Source organism: Paenibacillus sp. FSL H3-0329 (genome assembly GCF_037963285.1).
In the GTDB taxonomy this organism is placed as follows: domain Bacteria; phylum Bacillota; class Bacilli; order Paenibacillales; family Paenibacillaceae; genus Paenibacillus_AQ; species Paenibacillus_AQ odorifer.
Window position 1 is genome coordinate 6,006,516 of record NZ_CP150150.1, and the last position, 16,842, is coordinate 6,023,357.

12 protein-coding genes are annotated in these 16,842 nt (G+C 46.0%); 3 read left to right on the forward strand and 9 right to left on the reverse strand.

Translation table 11 applies throughout. The features are described 5' to 3' along the window. The first annotated feature begins 657 nt into the window (after nucleotides 1-657). Nucleotides 658-1,059 (forward strand): hypothetical protein, encoded by a 402-nt coding sequence (locus tag NSQ66_RS26525; RefSeq protein ID WP_076142236.1) that lies wholly within the window; start codon nucleotides 658-660, stop codon nucleotides 1,057-1,059. A gap of 79 nt (nucleotides 1,060-1,138) precedes the next feature. Here NSQ66_RS26525 and NSQ66_RS26530 read toward each other — a convergent pair whose 3' ends face one another. The 4 genes from NSQ66_RS26530 to xylA form a co-directional block, all read right to left on the reverse strand. Further along, nucleotides 1,139-2,689, reverse strand: coding sequence for a response regulator transcription factor (locus NSQ66_RS26530; RefSeq protein WP_076142237.1), 1,551 nt, complete (start codon nucleotides 2,687-2,689; stop codon nucleotides 1,139-1,141). Next, nucleotides 2,686-4,473, reverse strand: a complete 1,788-nt coding sequence (locus NSQ66_RS26535) for a sensor histidine kinase (protein ID WP_076142238.1) — start codon at nucleotides 4,471-4,473, stop codon at nucleotides 2,686-2,688. Before NSQ66_RS26535 ends, NSQ66_RS26530 begins: the two co-directional genes overlap by 4 nt. A gap of 207 nt (nucleotides 4,474-4,680) precedes the next feature. Continuing rightward, a complete protein-coding gene (gene xylB / locus NSQ66_RS26540; protein ID WP_076142239.1) occupies nucleotides 4,681-6,177 on the reverse strand; it encodes a xylulokinase in 1,497 nt (498 codons plus the stop codon). A 250-nt stretch (nucleotides 6,178-6,427) separates the two neighbouring features. Continuing rightward, nucleotides 6,428-7,744 (reverse strand): xylose isomerase, encoded by a 1,317-nt coding sequence (gene xylA / locus NSQ66_RS26545; protein ID WP_076142240.1) that lies wholly within the window; start codon nucleotides 7,742-7,744, stop codon nucleotides 6,428-6,430. 268 nt (nucleotides 7,745-8,012) lie between these two features. On the opposite strand from xylA, the gene NSQ66_RS26550 reads away from it, so the two are divergent. After that, nucleotides 8,013-9,173 (forward strand): ROK family transcriptional regulator, encoded by a 1,161-nt coding sequence (locus tag NSQ66_RS26550; protein WP_076142241.1) that lies wholly within the window; start codon nucleotides 8,013-8,015, stop codon nucleotides 9,171-9,173. Between the two features lie 193 nt (nucleotides 9,174-9,366). Further along, nucleotides 9,367-9,567 carry a hypothetical protein gene (locus NSQ66_RS26555; protein ID WP_036680251.1) on the forward strand — a complete coding sequence of 67 codons (201 nt, stop codon included), beginning with the start codon at nucleotides 9,367-9,369 and terminating at the stop codon, nucleotides 9,565-9,567. 134 nt (nucleotides 9,568-9,701) lie between these two features. Here the strand turns inward: NSQ66_RS26555 and NSQ66_RS26560 are convergent, their stop codons facing one another. From NSQ66_RS26560 to NSQ66_RS26580, 5 genes are all read right to left on the reverse strand, one after another. Then, on the reverse strand, nucleotides 9,702-9,938 hold the full coding sequence (locus tag NSQ66_RS26560; RefSeq protein WP_036680252.1) for a glutaredoxin family protein: 237 nt from the start codon (nucleotides 9,936-9,938) through the stop codon (nucleotides 9,702-9,704). Nucleotides 9,939-10,006: 68 nt separating this feature from the next. Further along, nucleotides 10,007-10,948 carry a thioredoxin-disulfide reductase gene (trxB, locus tag NSQ66_RS26565; RefSeq protein ID WP_036680254.1) on the reverse strand — a complete coding sequence of 314 codons (942 nt, stop codon included), beginning with the start codon at nucleotides 10,946-10,948 and terminating at the stop codon, nucleotides 10,007-10,009. 183 nt (nucleotides 10,949-11,131) lie between these two features. After that, nucleotides 11,132-13,096, reverse strand: coding sequence for a heavy metal translocating P-type ATPase (locus NSQ66_RS26570; RefSeq protein ID WP_076104185.1), 1,965 nt, complete (start codon nucleotides 13,094-13,096; stop codon nucleotides 11,132-11,134). 324 nt (nucleotides 13,097-13,420) lie between these two features. After that, nucleotides 13,421-14,560 (reverse strand): 3-dehydroquinate synthase, encoded by a 1,140-nt coding sequence (gene aroB, locus NSQ66_RS26575; protein WP_036680257.1) that lies wholly within the window; start codon nucleotides 14,558-14,560, stop codon nucleotides 13,421-13,423. Between the two features lie 1,200 nt (nucleotides 14,561-15,760). Then, the gene (locus NSQ66_RS26580) at nucleotides 15,761-16,831 is read right to left on the reverse strand and encodes a hypothetical protein (RefSeq protein ID WP_076142210.1); all 1,071 of its coding nucleotides are present in this window, start codon (nucleotides 16,829-16,831) and stop codon (nucleotides 15,761-15,763) included. Nucleotides 16,832-16,842 lie beyond the last annotated feature (11 nt).

Sequence of the window (16,842 nt, forward strand, 5' to 3'; positions counted from 1 at the left end):
TTAGAGATTTAGAGCCAAAATAAAGCGGATACATCGTTGAAAACACTGAAAATAATCATGAATTTACTGAAAATAAAATCAAGTGAAATTATTTAATTTCATAAATCAATACGATACTTAATCCCCTGTCTATTTCACACAATTAATACTTCACCCCATAATTAAAAAACGCCCCGAGCCAACGTTCTATAAGTGAACGTGGCCGGAAGCGAAGGCGCGGACTGAAATGACCCTATTTAAGCAAATTGCACTTCTTATTGGGTTAGGCGGACTATAAAGACCTTATTCACTTAAAAAACCACCTTTTGGAGAACATTTGCAGCTAATAACGTACATGGAGTCCGATAAATCGAAATTGGACTCGAAATAGCCCAAATAACGACTCTGGAGTCCGTCATACCCGCGAATGAAGACTGTAATGTGCTCTCAGATGAGGCGTAACAAGTATACCCGTAACCCCTGCCCTGCTCCTCAACGAAAACCTCCGTATGGTTCAATTAAAATTAATTACTTTAATATCATCTTAGCTAGAAAATATTACCTGATCCGTCAGTACTTTAACTATTTCAGATACATATTCCTTATATGCACATACCGAGTCGACATTATCTGTTGTACCTGCAATTTCTTATCCTGAAGGAGGGTAATAGGAGAGCAATGAAAAACAAAAACATCAAGATATTATTATTGATTATCGCCGCAGTATTATTGACACTAAATTTATTTCAATTCAATAACAACGTAAGTCATAACAGATTAATGGATAGGTTGGACCTTAATCTGACATCAGAACTCGACGGTCTAAGACTGGAATTAGAACGATCCTCAACACCAAGCATTCTTGCTGTAGAGCAAGCGAGTAAAATTGCTGCCCTTTCGACGTATTCAACATTAGGGTTCGATTATGGATATACCTTGGAAACCAGAATACATGACAAATATGTGCAAAATGAACCTTTTAAAGAGATGGATCAAATTCAAGAGTTACTTCTAGCCCTTCTAAAAGACCCTGCAAATCAAGAATTGCAGCAACGATTAGATTTATTATTAGTGAAGTAGCTTTAATTTAAGAAAAAAAAGCCACAGCTAAAGCTCAGGTTATACCTGAACTGCAACTGTGGCTTTTTGGGCTTCTATTTTAGATGTTTTTGCGAAAAGAACTCGGGGAGAGCCCTACATATTTACGGAACTTGGCGTTGAAGTAATCGGGGTTCATGTACCCTACTTTCTCGGCCACCTCATATACTTTCATGCCTTGTGCTAGGAATTGCTTCGCCTTCTCAATCCGCACTTTGTCAACATACGTATTGAAGTATTCACCGGTAGTGTTCTTGAACATTTTACCTAGATATGCGCTGTTGTAATTAAATAACTCGGATAAGGTCTCAAGCTTAAGATTCTCATTGTAACGGCGGTTGATTAGCTCCGTAATTTTTTTGATCTCATTCCCTTTGCTGCCACTGGACATTTGATCGGCGATCTCCGCCATGAAATTGACGGCCTGCTCTTGCAGGTCTACCAGATAGTGACTATGGTAGAGCTCACCGATCGGCGGGGAATGCTTAGCGGCATTGCTACGAATCTCTGGATAGACCGGTTCGAGACGGGCCAACACCGTGCTGAGAATCCGCACAAATGTATCTTTGATCTGCTGCTCCTCACTGCCCGCAGCCAGTAGCTCCGCACAGATCGTATCCACTAGCGGTTCAATGGCAGCGCGGCTTCCGGTTTCAACAGCCAGCATTAGGCGGCTCTCCGCATCCTGCCCTTCTTCGGCGTACGCCTCAGCCACTCCAGGAAACAACATACCGGAGAGATCGGCGCTGATCAGAATCCCTTTGCGGTAAAAGAATGCCCGGCGCAGCAGTTCACGCGCCACTTGAAAAGACTGTGCCGCCTCTTCTGGTCCAGCTACTGGGCCTCCAGTTGCTGCACTGAAGTCGTACCCCTCGCGGCAAATTAAGGAAGAAAGCTCTTCCATCAGCCGCTCCTGTTCCTGCTCTCCTGGTAGCGGCTCTTGCAGCAGGAATCCAATATATGGCGGCATCGTGAAAAACATCCGCTCTTCACTGCTGCCAAAATACTGTTCTACCGCGGCCTTAACGGCCCGCTCTCCTTCCTCACTGCCGCCCGCAGGCGCGAGTAGTTCGAGTAGGATCACTTCGACACGGTCTGGTTTAAGACCCAGTGCTGCCGCATGCTTAGCAGGATCATGCTCCCCCTCCTCCGCAGTTGAAGGCTGCAGCAATGCACGCAGCAGGCTTTCGCGATTACGGGCAGGCTCCTCTTCATTCCAGCGGCTAAAGCGATCTTCCTGAGCGATCGTGACTCTGAGTTCCTCCAAATAGTTGATTAGCTCTTCCTCATCCACCGGCTTCAGTAAATAGCCGTCAATGCGGTAAGAAATGGCTCGTTTGGCATACTCAAAATCCGCATGACCACTTAAAATTAGCACATGGCTGGTCGAGCCTTCTTCGCGCAGCTCACCGATTAACTCCAGCCCGTCCATACCAGGCATGCGGATATCCACCACAATCAGTTCCGGATAAAAAATATGATATTTCTCCTGAGCTTGCAAGCCGTTGGCGGCCGTAGCCACCACCGTATACCCCAGCTCTTCCCAAGGGATTAGAGCCCGAAGGCCTTCCCGCAGCTTTGGCTCATCATCAACAATCAATACTTTGATCATAGATTTATGTCCTCCATTGGAATACGAAACGTAATAGATGTTCCTTCATTCATCCGGCTTTCGATATTCAGTCCATATTCAACACCGTAGGATAACTTCAAACGGTCGTGTACATTGCGCAGCCCGATCCGTGCCTCTTCCTGCTCATCACGAACCTCAAGGGTATAACGGATCTGCTCCAGCTTGTCCGGAGTGATCCCGGCTCCATTATCGGTAATGGTAAAGACCGCATGATTCTGCTCACGCTTGATATTCACCGTAACCATTGCTCCATCCATCGTGTTGTCCAGTCCATGAATCACCGCATTTTCCACAAGCGGCTGCACAATCAGCGGCGGGATGTAGAGTGATTCGACGGCAGGGTCTACAATAAATTGATATTTCAAACGATCCTCATAACGGAATTGCTGAATATCCAAATAACAACGAACCACTTCAAGCTCCTGGCTAAGCAAAATTTTACTTCGGCCTACCTCCAGATTACTGCGCATCATTTTGCCAAGAAGACGCACTACCCGTGCAATCTCCACTTGCCCTTTCATATGGGCCTCCATACGAATAGATTCCAGCGCATTGAACAAGAAATGAGGATTGATCTGGCTTGCCAGCATTTTAAAACGGATATCATTCTGTTTCTGTTCCAGCAGACTGTTCTGGTCATTAGATTCCTGTACCTCGAACATCAAATCGTTAATACTCCGCACCATAGAATTGAACTGACGAGCTAGCAGAGCAATCTCATCTTTGCCATCAATTTTTAATGAAGTGTCAAAATCACCCGTACTAACGCGGTTAATATGTCTGCTTAACTGCAATAATCTACGTGAAAATAACGAAGAGAAACTATATATGATTAAAAAGGCCAATAAAACGCTTACGGCAATCACGGTAATCGAAAGCTTAATCACCCGATTAGGTTCTTTGACTATACTATCAATAGAAAAAACAGAAATAATTCGCAGGGCGTTACGGCTGGCTTGTGGTTTAAGTTCTTCTATCACTATTTTGGAGGCTTCACCATCTACTTCTGCCTCATAGCTCCCGCTTCCTTGCCCCAAAAGCTTTGTATCAAAAGAAACATCTTCCAGTTTCTTTCCTGTTCGATCGCTCCGGTTCGCAGCAATGATGTTATCCTGATCATCCACGATCATGGTATCAAATGATTCCTGGCTCAGAATTGAAGTTAGCTGGTGACTGTTTACATTAATAACGAGCACGCCAATTTTACTGGAGCCCTCCAGCTCGATTTTGCGGACAAGGCTTAAATAATTCCGCTGATCACGCTCATCCTCTATATATTCCCAACCGACGAGGCTATCGTACCGCTGTGCTCTCTGATACCACTGGCTCTCCTTAATGGCAGACGAAGGATTGATCAGCTCCCAGTTGTTAAGCAGCGTAGCATTATCAGTGTATAAACGTATGTTGGATATGTCTTTATATAATCTTAGGTATTCACGCATATCAGTGTAATCACGATAAGCCTCAACCACATCATAAGTGCTTACATACTGGCGTATGGCGAGTTTTTTCAGCCGGGCATCATTGGACAATCGATACGCTATATCTTGCGATACACCGATGACTTCTTCTGTTCTTTTTTTTACCCGATCTACGTTAATTGAAGCTTGCTCCAGTGCGTTCTCAAACGCCATGGTCCTCATCTCAATCGTAAGATAACCACCTACCAGTAATACCGGCAAAAGTGTAGTCAGTAAAAAAGCAAGCAGCAGCTTATTGCGGATTTTGATGTCATTCAGCACCTTAACAAACCATTGAAACATGGCCTTTCGCCCCCCGAAACCTTCGCTATCTCATTTACAGGCTGCCACTACCTTGGAGATATTCCATACTTTACAGAAGAAAAATGAAAACGGCAACATTTTTGAATATTGCCGTTCATCACCTCTATAAAGAAGATGGTCTTTAAAAAGGCCTTCCGCCAGATGCGAAAGACCTTTTTTATATCAGACAGATAGATAAATGGCGCTTTATTGGCGATATGCAGCCAGCTTGTTATTCAATTCGCGGGTCTGGCCGTAAACTTCCTGATAGAGGTTGAATAGACCATCATAGATTGCCGTTTGTTTCGGATCTGGTTTATAAACATCAGCAGGACGGATAAACGCTTCTGCACATTCCGCAAGGGATGTGAACCATCCGCTTCCATAAGCCGCCAGCATAGCTGCTCCCATTGCCGGACCCTGCTCACTTTCCAGCTTCACGATGGATGCATTGAAAATATCAGCCTGCATTTGCAGCCAAGCCTCATTTTTAGCCCCGCCACCAATTGCAATGATCTCTGTAATCTCTTTGCCTGACTCACGTACAATCTCAATGGATTCACGCAGTGAGAAGGTAATGCCTTCTAATACTGCTCGTGTAAAATGCGTCAACGTATGCCCTGAATCCATACCAATAAAGCTTCCGCGAATATTTGCATCTGGATGTGGTGTACGTTCTCCTACAATATAAGGAGTGAATAACAGGCCGCCGCTGCCAGCTGGAATAGAGGAAACTCCGCTTAACAGCTCATCAAAGCTTTTGTCCGCCGCAAAGGTTTCTTTAAACCACGTAAGGCTATGACCAGCAGCTAGTGTAACCCCCATAATATAGTAGGCATCTTTTTCACCATGGTTAAAGAAATGGACTTTGCCTTCGAGATTCAAATCTTTATTGCTCTCATAAGAAAGAACTACACCAGATGTACCAATACTGCACATGGTCCGGCCTTCTCCCAATACACCCGCTCCGAGCGCGCCACAAGCATTATCCGCACCACCAGCAAATACCTTTGTTGAAGATAAAAGACCTGACGCTTCAGCAATATCCGGCAATAAGGTTCCAGTCTGTTCAAAGGATTCTACCAATCTAGGACAAAGAGAAAGTGGAAGTTCAAAAGCCTCTGCGATTTCTGCGCTCCATTCTTTAGAGCCTACATCCAATAGCAACGTTCCGGCAGCATCGGAGTAATCCATTGCATAATCACCCGTCAACCGATAGCGTACATAGTCTTTTGGCAGCAGGAACTGATGCGCCTGTGAAAATACTTCTGGTTCATTCTCTTGAACCCACAGAATCTTTGGCAGTGTAAAACCTTCCAATGCTTTGTTTCTGGCGATATCGATCAACTTCGCTCCAAGCGTCTTCTCAATCTTACGGCATTGTGCAGTAGTACGGGTATCATTCCAAAGAATAGCTGGACGCAGCACTTGCCCTTCCTTATCTACCAGTACCAATCCGTGCATTTGTCCGGAGAAACTTAGACCGTCTACTTGAGACGGGTCAATGCCTGATACTTCAATCAGACGGCGCAGGCTGACCAGCGTGCCCTTTACCCAATCCTCAGGATTTTGCTCACTCCAGTTCGGTTGGGGTCTGCTTAGCGGGTAGGACTCAGAATGCTCAAAAGCCACCTTCCCCTGCGGGTCCACTAGAACAGTCTTCACTGCACTAGTCCCCAAATCAACACCTATAACGTATTTCATTTTTGACCTCCTAAAAGTTTTATGGAGCTTAGCTTCTTGATTCTCTTCGCAATAAAACTCGCTTCGTAAGCATCTGCTTAGTTTTATGAGCGTTTACTACGTTGAGTTACCTCGAATAAAACTTACTTCGTAAGCATCCGCTTAGTTTTGGCTACAAAAAGGGGGCTGCCGAAGAATGCTCTCTTCAGCAACCCCCGTTGCATTTGTTCAAACTGGACTCAAAGCTTAAGCTTCAAGCTCCCTGTAAAAACTACTCAGCCAAGATGTATTGGTTAAGGGTAGCTCTCAGGTATTCTTGACGTCCGGATTGGTTAGGACGTGGGTTCTCATTGTTCAAAGCATATTCAGCCAAAGAAGCCAATGTTGCTTTACCTGAAACGATGTCTGCACCAACGCCTTCAGTGAAGCTGCTGTAGCGTTTGTCAACGAAGTCTTCGAATACGCGATCTTCGATCAATTTAGCAGCAACTTTTAAGCCTTTTGCGTAAGTATCCATACCAGCAATGTGTGCCAAGAACAGATCTTCTGGCTCGAAGGAAGGACGACGTACTTTAGCATCGAAGTTAATTCCGCCTTTGCCAAGACCGTCATTCTTCAATACTTCATAAAGAGTAAGTGTTGCATCGTAGATGTTAACTGGGAATTCATCAGTATCCCAACCAAGCAGTGTATCCCCTTGGTTAGCGTCAAGTGATCCAAGCATGCCATTAATACGAGCTACACGAAGTTCATGTTCAAAAGTATGACCTGCAAGCGTAGCGTGGTTAGCTTCAAGGTTCAGCTTGAAGTGCTTGTCGAGCTTGTATTTTTGCAAGAACGAAATTGTTGTTGCTGCATCGAAATCATATTGATGTTTAGTAGGCTCTTTTGGTTTAGGTTCGATCAGGAATTGACCATCAAAACCAATTTCCTTAGCGTAATCTACAGCCATGCTGAACAGACGTGCAATGTTATCTTGTTCAAGACCCATATCTGTATTCAGCAATTCTTCGTAACCTTCACGGCCGCCCCAGAATACATAGTTGCTTGCGCCCAGACGTTTACCAACTTCCAGACCTTTCTTCACTTGTGCTGCTGCATGTGCGAAAACATCAGCGTTAGGTGTAGAACCTGCACCGTGCATATAACGTGGGTTAGTGAACATATTAGCTGTATTCCACAGCAATTTCTTGCCGGAAGTCTTCATGCCTTGTTCAAGGATATCAACGATAGTGTCGATGTTGCTGTAGAACTCACGCAAAGATGCGCCTTCTGGTGCGATATCTACATCATGGAAGCAGAAGTAAGGCAAATCCATCTTGTCCATAAATTCGAATGCTGCTTCAGCGCGAGCTTTAGCTTTATCAAGACCATTCAATTTGTCCCAGCTGCGAATTGCAGTTTCAGCGCCAAACGGATCAGAACCGCCAGCAGTTAATGTATGCCAATAAGCCATTGCAAATTTCAGATGTTCCTCCATAGTTTTGCCGGCTACGACTTCTTTAGGATTGTAGAATTTAAATGCATAAGGGTTGGTGGAACGGCTTCCCTCGTAAGAGATTTTGTTCACTGTCTCAAAATAAGCCATTGTGTAATCCTCCTCATATTGTGCTACGCTAGCAAGCGTTTACAGCATCATCTTAACACATCTTTTTGACTTTGTATATTGGTTAAACAAAGTTTTTTTATAAAATTTCCGCCTCTTTAAGTCTCCCTTGCCTATCCGTTTAATATTCAAAAAATCCAACAAACATAGATTTCCTCTTTTCTGCCGATGTATTGCAATTTCCAGCACATCACTCTAGACTAAGTGGCATACAACAAAAGGGAACTATGCTAAAAAGGATGTGTGATTCGTGAAGGTTACCGGAGATCAGGCGCTGGTCAAAAAAATCAATAAATCGATCGTACTACATACTATTCGAAGGAACTCTCCGCTCTCGCGCGCCAAGGTTTCAGAGATGACCGGACTGAATAAAGCTACCGTATCCAATCTGGTGGCAGAGCTATGCGCTCAAGAATTAGTGACTGAAGTTGGACCAGGTCAATCCAGTGGCGGCCGTAAACCGCTAATGCTGCATTTTAACAGCATGGCTGGCAGCGTAATCGGCATAGAGCTGCGAGTGAAGCAGCTGACAGCCGTCTTATGTGATTTAAGTGGTGGCATTCTTTTCGAAAGCGATTTCTCCCTGGACAATCATGCTCTGCCTTATGTATTGGAACGGATGAAAAAAACAATTTCAGACTTGATTGATAAAGCACCTGAATCCCCATACGGTATCGTCGGCATCGGAGTAGGTGTCCCCGGGATGGTGGATGAGAACGGGATTGTTCTTTTTGCTCCCAACCTTGGCTGGGAAATGGTCGACCTGCGGGGTATTTTGGAGGGGGAATTCGCGGTTCCAGTTACTATTGATAACGAAGCTAACGCAGGTGCACAAGGTGAACTGAACTTTGGGGCGGCAAAAGATGTTAGACATCTGCTCTACATCAGTGCGGGTTCAGGGATCGGATCCGGTATTATTATTGGCGGCGAGCTGTACAAAGGTGCACGAGGATATGCAGGCGAGACCGGACATATGACGATTGAAGCAAAAGGCAAGCCGTGCAGTTGTGGGAGTCGTGGCTGTTGGGAGCTATATGCCTCGGAGAAAACCTATGACCATTCCGAGTTCTCCCTCCCTGCTCATACTACACAAGAACTGGTCCGTTATGCAGCCGCTGGACAAGAAGACGCCTTGCGCCACTTCTCATCTATGGGTGAATATCTCGGCATCGGAGTAACGAATCTAATCAATAGCTTTAATCCAGAGCTGATTGTCATCGGTGGAGCTTTATCCGAAGCAGAAGCCTGGTTAGGGGAGCCTCTTCGCGGGGTTGTCGCGGAGCGTACGCTTCCTTATCATAAGCAGCAGCTCGAGATTACCTTCTCCAAGCTGGGCAGCCGGGGCACGATGATAGGCGCGGGGTTCTCTGCGGTTATGCATTTTCTAGGCGATATTCGGGTCACCGTTTAATGTAGTCTAATGGACAACGATTTTGCGGGACAGTTTCACGAGTGAAATTCATAAGCGGATAGAATTGACGTAAAATTGCCGCATTTAGGTGGATCAAAAGTGCAGTAAAAGCAACTTAAATCCTATATAATAAAGGATAAGTTAGTGTGACATTTATCACTACAACCCCTTTTTTGAAATGGAGAGCGAGTCCATGACCTATGTTGATACGTCTGATATCTCGGCACAGATGTTCATCACTGTGTTGCTTTTTCTGCTCATTATTGCCCCTTTGATCAGTCTCGGTGTGCTCCGTTTTTTTCAAGCCAAAAAGAAATCAGGATTCATTCTGATCGGCAGCGGTGTTGCTGTATACGTCCTATTTCAGATCATTACCTCTTTCACTCAAGCTTAAATTGAACTTTGCGATTTACATCATAAAAAATAGCCTGCGCATATTAGCGTCAGGCTATTTTTGTATACTTAGACCACAAAAAGATCACCTCCAAAATGGAAGCGACCTTTTGAATTTCTTCGCAGAAATCTTATTTAATTAACAGTCGCCAATGCTTTGTCGAACTGAGTTTTGTTCATCCCCACGATTTTGTACTCACCAATTACAGTTACAGGAACAGCTCTCATTCCCATATCCCAAACCTGCTGTGCGTAATCATCATTCTGCTCGATGTTACGTTCTTCATAGGCTACGCCTTTTTCGCTCAAAAAGCTCTTCACCTGACGGCAATGTGGACAATTTGTTGAAGTATATACAATTACATTTTCCATCATTAGACCTCCTATGGAAGATTACAGTTATGTTATTTATTGTAGCACTGGGAGTTTGCTAAACCAAATTACAGAATGACCGCGCTATGTTCCAGACTTTCAATGTATTTCTCAGCATCCATAGCTGCCATACATCCACTGCCTGCTGCCGTAATCGCTTGTCTATAACGGGTATCCTGCACATCACCACAAGCGAATACGCCTGGGATATTAGTTTCAGAAGTACCGGGATTAGTCATGATATAACCTTCAGCATTAGTTGTGATTTGTCCACCCAAGAATGCAGTGTTAGGATGGTGGCCAATCGCCACAAACACTCCGCTTGCTTCAATGATTTCTTCTTGTCCTGTCTCATTGTTCAGCACTTTTAGTCCACTCACGCCTTTATCTCCAGAAGTTACTTCCAGAGGAGTACGATTCAGGCTCCAAGCTACCTTAACATTATCGCGAACGCGATCCTGCATGATCTTGGAAGCACGTAGTTCTTCACGACGGTGTACCAAAGTTACTTTGGAGGCAAAACGAGTCAAGAAACCCGCTTCCTCAAGCGCAGAATCACCACCGCCAACAACCACGATCTCTTTATTACGGAAGAAGAATCCATCACAGGTAGCACAGGTGCTCACACCGCGTCCCACATTATCCTGTTCGCCTGGGATACCGAGGTATTTTGCCGTAGCGCCAGTGGAAATGATCAAGGTATCCGTCGTAAGAACACCCAATCCTTCAACATTAAGCTTAAAAGGACGTTCTCCAAGTTCTACACTGTTCACCCAACCCGTACGGAATTCCGCACCAAAACGTTCAGCTTGTTTACGCATATTATCCATTAAGTCTGGACCCATAATCCCATCAGGAAATCCCGGGAAATTCTCCACTTCTGTAGTGGTGGTCAATTGTCCGCCAGGTTGGGGTCCTTCGATTACTAGTGGGTTCAAATTGGCACGAGCCAAGTAGATAGCGGCAGTCAACCCCGCCGGTCCGGTTCCAACAATTATTGATTTATACATATCTATATCCTCCTTGAGTTAGACGGCAGTGACGTCGCTTCTTATTTAAAATAATTATAATGTAGTTTTAATTATGCTAACTGAAAGCAAATATGTCAATATGCCAGACTCCCTCAGGGCAAAATCATTTGTGAACAATTTAATTTTTGGTAATAAATAATGCGCAATAACATCACTGACCTCTTACCGCAACAATCGCAGCCCATTAAGAATAACTAATATCGTACTGCCTTCATGACCGATCACGCCAAAAGGAAGGGCGATGCCCTGCACAAAGTTACTGATCATCAGAACCGCGATTACTGTTACAGCAAAAATCATATTTTGCTTCACAATACGCTGTGAACGCCGTGCCAATGAAATGGTCGAGGCGATCTCTTCAATATTATCATTCATAAGCACTACATCGGCTATCTCAAGCGCTGCACCACTGCCTTTCATGCCCATACCCATGCCAACAGTCGCTGTAGCCAGAGCAGGCGCATCATTCACACCGTCACCCACCATCACAACATTACCGTGCTTTTCACGAAGCGCCTTAATATGCTTTACTTTATCCTCTGGTAAAAGGTCGGCAAATACTAAATCTACTCCGGTTGAAGCCGCAATAACTTTTGCTGTAGCTTCCCGGTCACCCGTAAGCATAGCCACTTTAATCCCCAGCTCCTGCAGCTTCCGCACTGCAGCTTCTGCTTGTGGGCGAACTGTATCCTGCAATGCAATCATACCTGCAATATGCTCACCGTCCAAAATAATGGAGACAGTCTTCCCCTCTTCCGCCAACTGCTGCCGTTTAGTTCTCCAGAATGCTAGCTCAGAATCCATCGCAGACGAAGTCAGCTCATCCAGTAAATTGGACTTTCCAATTTTCCAGAGATGCCCGTCAACTTGACCTTCAATTCCCCAGCCAGTGATGGTTTTACTTTCCTGCACACCTCGCAGCTCCAGATATTCTTCCTCAGCTTTACGCACAATGGCTTCCGCCAATGGATGGCGGGACATATGCTCAATGGATGCGCTAATCGCCAGTAATTCTTCCCGGTTGTAGCCTTCAGCTGCAATAAAGTCTGTCACCTGCGGAGTTCCCTCTGTAAGGGTCCCTGTCTTATCAAAAGCTACAACAGAGGTCCGGGCCATATTTTCGAGGTGGACCCCGCCTTTAAATAAAATCCCTTTTCGCGCACTTTTGGAAATAGCCGACAGCATCGCAGGCATAATCGATGAGACCAACGCACAAGGCGAGGCTACTACAAGAAAAACCATCGCTTTATAAAAGGTTGCGCTCCAGCTCCAGTCCAGCAAAAAGGGTGGAAGGAAAATAAGAGCCACAGTCGAGGCGACAACTACCCGTGCATAGATGGCTTCCAGTCTTTTAATGAATCGCTGTGAATTTGGAACATCCGTCTCTGCTTCTTCTACCATCTTAATGATCTTGGAAAAAAGTGTGTTCTCTGCTGATTTCGTTACTTCAATATAAAGAGGACCTTCTCCATTGACCGTACCTGCGAATACTTCGCTGCCTGCACATTTTTCAACAGGCACTGACTCTCCTGTAATGGAAGCCTGATCTACTGCCGATTCTCCTCTGTACACCTTACCATCTGCAGGAATAAGATCCCCTGGACGTACAAGCAACAGATCTCCGATTACTAACTGATCAATAGCTACCTCGTTCATGCTTCCTTTTTCAATCCGCATGGCTGTGGCTGGTTTTAAGGCCATAAGTGAGGAAATATCCTTCTTACTCCGTTCCATCGTATAGCTCTCAAGTGCTCCACTAAGCGCAAAAATAAAGATGAGCATAGCACCTTCATTCCAGTACCCAATGGTAGCTGCGCCTAGTGCAGCCGCAATCATCAGCAGGTTCACATCGAGATCACGTTCTTTGACGAGCGTCTCAACGCCTTCTTTGGCTTTGTTCCAGCCACCAATGGTATACGAAATAACATAAAGTACTATAGAGAAAACTTCTGACCAGCTACCCATAGCCCAAGCAAAAAGCATAAGCACTCCGCTGCCAAGCGCAGCCTGCATCTCGGAGTTGCTGAGCATGGCTCTCACATCGAACCGGCGTTTTGGAGCGCCTGGTTTCTTCATGCTGCCGGAGATTGAGGTTTGCTGGGGTAAATGTTTTGATGTTGCTTGCATAATAATCACCATCCTGAAAGTTTTGTGTAGGATTACTTCATTGACTTCTCTTCGCAACAAAACTTGCTTCGGGAGCACACGCTTTGTTTTGTCTAAATGATAATGAGAGCCATTCTTAAGACCCCTAAAATGACACATGCTGCCCCGGCTTAGCCGGGACAGCATGAATGATAACTATGAGTAGTGAGAATGATAATCATTGTTGCAACAGCACAACTATATTTCCTTAGTGCAACTTATATTTTAATAATACCACCTTGAACGAAAAAGTAAACCCTACCTTCTGGGCTATTCGTCATAAATTTAAAATAACGTTTTCCTATCTTAACTGCGTATTTTATTTAAAAGCTCGGATAGGACTTGCTCTTCGACTGGCGTCGAATAAGCTCCACCTTCAAAAGACTTCATCGCTCCAATTCCAGCTTGGAACACAAACCGTATACGCCCTTTGCGAACCTTTTTATCCGTATACATCTTATCGATCAGCATTCTATTTGTAATGGTTGCTGGTATTTCAGTCGGAAGTCCCGCCTTCTTCAACAAAGCAATCACACGCTGAGTTTCGTCAGCCGTTACATACCCCAACTGCTCTGCCAGCTGCACCTGAACCGCGAGTCCAATCGCAATAGCTTCACCATGTAATAATTCATAACCACTTAAAGCCTCTAACGCCCGGCCAGCAGTATGCCCCAAATTTAGAATTTGGCGCAGGTTGCTCTCCAGTTCGTCCTTTTCCACCACGCTGTACTTGATCTCGCAATTATGAAAAGCAATCCGTTCGCAAACCTCTCGATCTAATACAAGTTCGCCTTCTAAGGAGACAACTCGCTCCATATTCTGTTCAAGAAACTCAAAAAAGTCAGCATCCGCGATGCAGGCATGTTTGATTGTTTCAGCCAAACCACTGCGAAGCTCACGTACCGGAAGCGTTCTCCAAGTGGCTAGGTCGATGTAGACCTTTTTAGGCTGATGAAAAACACCAATTAGATTGGTTGCAACCGGTGTATTCACGCCCGTTTTACCACCAATAGAAGCATCCGCTGCTGCTAAAAGGGTAGTTGCATAGTTCAAACTTGGCACTCCCCGACCAAATGTTCCAGCCAAAAAACCTGCCAAATCCGTTACCGCCCCGCCTCCAATGGCAAGGATACAGCAATCTCGTCCATAAGAACGGCTTAATAGCCGATCCTCCAGCTCTGCCTTCGTTTCTCGGGTTTTGGACTTCTCTCCAGCAGGGAAAGAAAAAAGCTCCGCTTGAAAATCATTCTGAAGCAGCAGTTCCAGCAAGGCTTGTCCATACAGGGCTTCGACTTTGGAATCTGTAATAATCGCGAATTTGCTTACATTCTCGACAATTCCACGTTTTAAATCCTCAATCAGAGCGCCAAAAAGACCTTCCCCAATCTCAATATCGTAAGAATGATCTACGACCTTTTGCAAGCCAACTCTAAAATTCGTGGACATCTACAGCACCCCTATTCAGTAAGATGCTAATAAAATTCGAGCCTCCACTGTCATTATCCTGTTTATGTAAAATGTAAGAAGATGCTGGAAACAAATGTGAATGTTCCAAAACTAATATTGCGCTGCAGCTACTGGTGATAGTACAGAGTTTGCGTGCAGTTAGTTTGAGTAGCTACTATAGGACTCAGCTGACCCTAATCGCTGGTTTTAAACACATTTGGTATTCTAACGGACCCCATTGCAGCTATTGACTTGAAAAGCACCAAATATGTACCTCTTCCTAACGAATAACGTCTCTGGTGTCCGAAACCATGCTTAAAAAGCTAAAATCAGGCAAATAGCGTCATCTGGGTCCTTAAGCATCGGGGGGTGAGGAGTGCGGAGGTTGAGTGCCGAGTTTGAGTGCTGATTAGTTTAAGTGCAGAGGTGCACAATTAGTTTAAGTGCGGAGGTTGAGCGCAGGGTATTAGTACGGTGGTTGGGCACAGGGTGGGAGTTCGGAGGTTGAGTTCGGAGGTTGCATCCAAAGCATGAGTGCAGATTAGTTTAAGTACGGAGGTTAGGCACAGGGTGGGAGTACGGAGGTTGAGTGTGTAGGTTGAGCGCAAAGTATGATTACGACACGATTGATGGACGTATGATGCAAGTTGCTCGCGTATGTAGCTACTATAGGACTCAGCTGACCCTAATCGCTGGTTTTAAACACATTTGGTATTCTAACGGACCCCATTGCAGCTATTGACTTGAAAAGCACCAAATATGTACCTCTTCCTAACGAATAGCGTCTCTGGTGTCCGAAACTTTGCTTAAAAAGCTAAAATCAGGCAAATAGCGTCATCTGGGTCCTTAAGCATCGGGGGTTGAGGGGTGAGGAGGTTGAGTTCAGAGTTTAAATGCAAAGCATGAGTGCAAATTAGTTTAAGTACGGAGGTTGGGCACAGGGTAGGAGTACCCGGTATGAGTACGGCGTTTAAATACAAAGCATGAATACAGATTAGTTTAAATACGTAGGTTGAGTACAGTATTGAGCATGGAGGTTGAGTATAGTGATTGAGTAATGGGTTATATATACGCTGTTGAAGCATGCAGCTAACGACCAAAAAAACAAAGCAACGATTCCCCGATAACCGGATAATCGCTGCTCTGAAGTCTTTTTACGATTCTTATATGAACTGCACCGTATCGTTCATCAGAAAAAGCTTACTGCCTTCCACCGGCGGCAGTATCCAGCGTTTCTCGCTGCCTGGCGATCCAGATCAGGCAGGCCGCTCTCAGCAGCGCTTCGGTCCGCTGACCGGCGCTGCAAAAGATCCCGCTGAGCCCGATCTGATACAGATCGGCCAAAGCCGACGCTGCCGGTGTCCCCGCGGCGAGCACCACCGCCGCCGGCTTCACGCTCGTCACGGCGGCAAAGATCTTCCCCGCCGCCAGGGCGAAGTCCTCCGCGGCGGTCTCTTCCGGCGCGTGTTCGCCCGCCGCGCCGTCCAGCACTAGGAAATCGGCGATACGCGCGATTTCCGCAGCGGCGGCAGGCTCCACATCGGGCGCGATCAGCGCCCCGATGCGGCATGCCGCCGCATAAGCGTGGCCGAGTGTCTGATCGGCCACGTCTTCGATGAATTCGCGCTTCGCGGCGAATTCGGCTGCGCTTGCGGTGTAGGCGACCAGCAGGTCCAGGCGGCAATCGCCGCCTTGCCGCTGGCCCTCAGCCACCGCAGCGAACAGCGCTTCGAGCTGCGCGTCCTGAAGCGCGGCAAGCTTGGTGGGCTGCGCCACCGCAAGCGACTCTGGATGCAGCAGGGTGACCGCTGCCCATTCGCCATCCGGCGATTCGAGCAGTTCGGCAGCAGCTGCGCGCAGACGGTAAGAGATTCGCTGCAGAATCCGGGCTGCTTGCAGTTCATCCTCGCTAGATAACCAGTTCTCATAAAGACAGAACAGCTCTGGTTCCAGCAGCCATTCCTCACTCCGTAACAAACAAGGGCCCGCTTGAGCAGTCCTTGTTCCTTCCCGTCCAGCAAGACGTTCTTCTCTTCCTTCACGCAGCACTAGGAATGTCGATGGTTCCCCCGGCCGCTTAAAATAAGACCGCTTCAAAGGCTCAATGACATCCCTCTGCTCTACTCCAGCGATAAATTCTGCGGCAGCCGAGGCTACGGACCCAGCTTGGCTCATTTCCATTCCCACAGTCCGATCACCAGCCTTATACATGAACTTGAACGGGCGCTCTTCACTACTCCGCAAACCATCCTGCTGACGTTCACCCTTCATCCTCGCACCCA

Bases quoted from the DNA above. Each gene is read 5' to 3' on its own strand.
- NSQ66_RS26525 (WP_076142236.1), top strand. From the start codon at position 658: ATGAAAAACAAAAACATCAAGATATTATTATTGATTATCGCCGCAGTA.
- NSQ66_RS26530 (WP_076142237.1), bottom strand. From the start codon at position 2,689: ATGATCAAAGTATTGATTGTTGATGATGAGCCAAAGCTGCGGGAAGGC.
- NSQ66_RS26535 (WP_076142238.1), bottom strand. From the start codon at position 4,473: ATGTTTCAATGGTTTGTTAAGGTGCTGAATGACATCAAAATCCGCAAT.
- xylB (WP_076142239.1), bottom strand. From the start codon at position 6,177: ATGAAATACGTTATAGGTGTTGATTTGGGGACTAGTGCAGTGAAGACT.
- xylA (WP_076142240.1), bottom strand. From the start codon at position 7,744: ATGGCTTATTTTGAGACAGTGAACAAAATCTCTTACGAGGGAAGCCGT.
- NSQ66_RS26555 (WP_036680251.1), top strand. From the start codon at position 9,367: ATGACCTATGTTGATACGTCTGATATCTCGGCACAGATGTTCATCACT.
- NSQ66_RS26560 (WP_036680252.1), bottom strand. From the start codon at position 9,938: ATGGAAAATGTAATTGTATATACTTCAACAAATTGTCCACATTGCCGT.
- trxB (WP_036680254.1), bottom strand. From the start codon at position 10,948: ATGTATAAATCAATAATTGTTGGAACCGGACCGGCGGGGTTGACTGCC.
- NSQ66_RS26570 (WP_076104185.1), bottom strand. From the start codon at position 13,096: ATGCAAGCAACATCAAAACATTTACCCCAGCAAACCTCAATCTCCGGC.
- aroB (WP_036680257.1), bottom strand. From the start codon at position 14,560: ATGTCCACGAATTTTAGAGTTGGCTTGCAAAAGGTCGTAGATCATTCT.
- NSQ66_RS26580 (WP_076142210.1), bottom strand. From the start codon at position 16,831: ATGAAGGGTGAACGTCAGCAGGATGGTTTGCGGAGTAGTGAAGAGCGC.